This is a genomic window from Caballeronia sp. (assembly GCF_028292365.1).
In the GTDB taxonomy this organism is placed as follows: domain Bacteria; phylum Pseudomonadota; class Gammaproteobacteria; order Burkholderiales; family Burkholderiaceae; genus Caballeronia.
In genome coordinates, this window is sequence record NZ_JAQGMM010000332.1 from 1 (window position 1) to 4,216 (window position 4,216).

A 4,216-nucleotide genomic window follows, 5' to 3' on the forward strand; every position below is an offset into this window, starting at 1 on the left:
AGTGAAGCGGTAGAGAGGCATGGGGCCGTGCGGGCGCCTTGGCAACTCGTGCTTGCCCGAGAGCACTGGTGGCGAAGCGTGTTCATGTCAGGATTCGTGAGAAGGAGGGTTTCACACATCCTTCGCTTTGGCGAGCACCGTGCTTTTGGGGCACCTATGAATGAAAACTGCACGCTGTGGACACTTAGGGTAGCGGGTTTTAAAAGCGCTTTCTTTGCTTCGTTTCTTTGTCGCTAAGGACCAGGAAATGACGCGCTGCCACGCGCAGTGGCTAATAGTGGTAAAGAAATTAGCTAACTCAAGCAGAGCACAAACCTAGAAAGCAGCAACCCGGCATTGCCCCGGAACCGCTAACACTGAACCTCGCAACAATCCCACCCCACCCTCAGTGCAACCCCGCTTTAGCGATTACATCGAAAGTAAAAGCCAGCGTCTTATCCGGCACAACAATACTGTCGATAAACTGCACCACGTCCGAATCCTTTACAAAACTCGCCGCCGATGAAGCGGCAAGAATCGCACTACTTTCCTGCGGCTTCGCAATAAGATAGCCCTGTACGTAATCCACGCCTATTTCCTTCAGCGCGCGCAGCGTATCCACATCCTCAACCCACTCCGCGACACTACGCATTCCAAGATTGCGCGCAAGAGCAACAATAGCCTCAACAATGGCTATATCAGCCGGATGCGCGCACATCGTCCGAATAAACTCGCCATCGATCTTGAGTGCATCGGCGGAGAGATCCTTGAGATATTTAAACGAGGTATACCCCGCGCCGAAATCGTCGAGGGCAATCTTGCCGCCCATCTCATGAACCCGCGAGATAAAGCGCTGTGTATTGCCGAGATCATGCAACGCGACACTCTCAGTAATCTCGAGACAAAGATAAGGCACGATATGCCGAAAGCGTGCGAACAACGCAAAGACGTCTTCCATGAATTGCTCGTCATTCAGCGAACCACCGCTGAGATTGACGCAAATGAAACGCGTATTCGTGAGCGACGCCTGATGTTTCTCAATCCACTCAAGCAACGTGGTGATCACCCATTTATCGATAGCCGCAATGTTGCCGGACTCTTCCGCCGCCACAATCACCTTGCCGGCCGGCAAGGTTGCGCCGTCGGGCGCGCGCATGCGCAGTAACACCTCGAAATTAAGCGATTCGGTAGGCGCGGTCAGCGACATGATCGGCTGCATCACGAGGAAAAGACCCGGAGGCAGTCGATTGCGCCCCAGCGTTTCAACCAGCTTCAATTCCTCTGCCCGCTCCTCGAACGCCGCCGCACCCTTGCGGTACGTCACCATCCGCGCGTTCGAACTTTTCTTGGCCTCGCGGCACGCACGGTCCGCGTGCGAGAGCGCGTCCTGCACACGCACGCCGTGCGAGCACTCCACCAGTCCCACCGATGCCTTCACCTGGAACGCACGGTTGCCGACCTGATACGGGGCATCGCTCAACGCACTGATCAGGTGCTGGCAGCAGTCGATGGCTTCGTCTATCGACATATCACCCATCACGCAGACGAATTCGTCGCCGCCAATCCGCCCGAACGGAAACCCGGCTGAAAACAACGCCCGCGTGCGGGTGGCAACCTGCTTCAGGACTTCGTCGCCGGCACGATGGCCGAAAAGGTCGTTGACGAGCTTGAAGCGATCCAGGTCCACGTACGCGAGCGCCCAGGACGTCCCTTCCTCGCTTTGTGCAGCGATAGCCTTTTCCACGCCGCGCCGGTTCAGCGACCCTGTGAGCGGATCGTGTTCAGCCAGGAACCGCAGTCGTTCGATCGCTTTCGAACGCTCGGTCACATCCTGCAGCGAGCCTTCGATCCAGCCGTTCGAGCGCGTGGCCTTGAGCAGGAAACGGCGTTCGCCGTTGCCCCGCGACGACGCGCCGCCCATCTCAAGTTCGCCTTCACTTCCCTTCGATGCCAGCGCCTGCAAAGCACCCCATGCACCCGATTCGAAGTAGTCGTTCCAGTGCCGAACCTTGTACTCGGTTTTCTGCAGCGACAGCATGGTCCGCAACGCGGGATTCGCGCGCACGAAATGACCGGCGCTGTCGAGCGTAAACAGGCCAATGGGCGTCACGTCATAGGTATTGCGTAATTCGGTTTGCGCCTGGCGCCGGTGTTCCCGTTCGGCGCGCATCTGCTCGGCAATGGCGAAGGCAGCCATCATGCTCGACGACAGCGCGGCCATCACCGTATTGACGCCGCCGACCAGCAACTTGATGCCGAACGCCGCGCCCATGACTTCGGAAAATGTCGCGAACAGCACGATGCTCAGCGAGCCCACGTACCACATCACGGTGCGCGAGCGGGTCATCCAGACGAGCCGCGCCAGCAGGAAGATCAGCACGAAGACGCCGAACCCGGTGATGACCCAGAGCGTCGGGATAAAGCGTGCGTACGGCAACACGATGGCAGCGCCAAGCAGCACAAGCCCAACGTAATGCACGATCCTGAGGAGCCATTTATACCCAATGACCTTTAGCTCGCGCCGAAACAACGAACTGAACAATGCGGCCGTCAGAAGGTAATACACGGCGAATGTCAGTTGCCGGATGATCTGCAGGTAATCCGGCGGGATCACGCGACCGATCCACTCCATGTCCCAACCCATGGCGTTCGCACACAACCGCAGGTTGCCGACAAGCCAGACCGCGAAGATTACATAGGTCCATTCGCGGTTGATCATTGCTGTGACAAAAACGAAAACGGCCAGCGTCAGCAGGCCGCCCGCGATCAACCCCGAATTTTCCTGGAAGTCGAGCGCGCTCTTCCGCAGCATCGGACCGCTCCAGGCCGCCGCGGAAATTTGTGCCGGCCCGGAAAAAGTGCCACGGCACAGCACGTTGACTGGCTGCGCGAGATGACCGAGATGCAGTGCGAAACCCGCCTTGACCTGGCTGAATTCGTTGGTCGTGGTCAGGCGGTCGGCGCTGCCGAGCGGCTGCATGGTCGACGCAATCCAGCACGACAGCGTTTGCGCGTGGCGCGACGGTAATTCCGCGTACGTCGTCTGATCCTGGCTCATGTTCGGAACCGCGAATTCAAACCAGAACGGCGTTTCAGCGAGCTGTGTGTTGAACCGGTTGGACAAGACTGCCGTAGGCATCCGCTCAAGCGCGGTAGCGGGATCGAGCGTTCCGGACGGGTCTTTTAGGACGTGAAGGGGCAGCGTGAGGCCACCCCTTGAATCGAATTGAGGCGTTCCCCACACCAGCGTGGCGAGGGTGCCGAGAGCAATCAATGTCGGGACAATATAGACGGCGAACGCGTACAGAAACCGGTCCATATTTGACCCGGTATATCCGGACTTCGCCCGCGAAAATAAGGCAACCGACGCCATACCTTTTAATCCCCCGTGTTGCGCGACAGACGTCGCGCCGGCGGTGGCGAAACAGCAATGAATCGCCACCGTCTTCTTTGTGGCCTCGGTCAATGAACGGCCGGGCTATCTTCTATTACCTGCCGTAAGCAATTTGCGGTGCCTCCGGGCATCGTACCGGTTCCTGCTGGAAAGATAAATCCGACGTCCGTAAATCCAGATCCGGATGATGCGTATGCACCATGAACTGGAATAACGGATGCTTCGCTTCCTCCCAACGGCGCCGAGCCGCCATCACGTCTTTTGCAAGTACCCGGTGAGGCAATCCGCCAACATGCGCCATCGGCAGGAATTCTTTTTCTCCAAATACATCTTCGAACAGCATGCCTTCATATTCCTTGTCCAGCGGCGAACGCGCAGTAATAACCATATAGTCGACCAGCTGCTGCTCGCAATAAAGCCACAAGGCCTTGCAAAGCATTACCTTGACAACCCGGCCCACCCCGCCGCCCGCGACACCCAGCCGGGTGGCTTCCGCCAGGCGGCTACCGGCCAGCCAGTCAGGCAGACGCACCGATTGTTCCACTGCCAGCGGCGCGTATTCGTTGGTCTGAATCCGCATGGTACCCAGCGGCGCGCCATCCAGCTTCGATTCCGCGAGAAGCACGGCCACACCCGGGTCCCGATCGCATTCCTCAATGCCCAGTTTTTGGGCAAAAGCCGGCAAATGCCGTCCATAAGCCATGCGCCGGATCTCGACGACTTTTTCAAGGTCGGCGCTTTCACGAACAATACGGATCGTAAAAGGCAGGGACTCGCGCTTCTCCTGAGCCTGTACAACTGCCCGCTCGAGCCGCTCTGCACGTTCACCATGTTCAATATGTC

2 protein-coding genes are annotated in these 4,216 nt (G+C 58.2%); both read right to left on the reverse strand.

The features are described 5' to 3' along the window. Positions 1-385 precede the first annotated feature (385 nt). Positions 386-3,298 carry an EAL domain-containing protein gene (locus tag JWR14_RS20245; RefSeq protein WP_299710414.1) on the reverse strand — a complete coding sequence of 971 codons (2,913 nt, stop codon included), beginning with the start codon at positions 3,296-3,298 and terminating at the stop codon, positions 386-388. A gap of 169 nt (positions 3,299-3,467) precedes the next feature. Continuing rightward, positions 3,468-4,211 carry a hypothetical protein gene (locus JWR14_RS20250; RefSeq protein WP_299710417.1) on the reverse strand — a complete coding sequence of 248 codons (744 nt, stop codon included), beginning with the start codon at positions 4,209-4,211 and terminating at the stop codon, positions 3,468-3,470. Between the last annotated feature and the right edge of the window lie 5 nt (positions 4,212-4,216).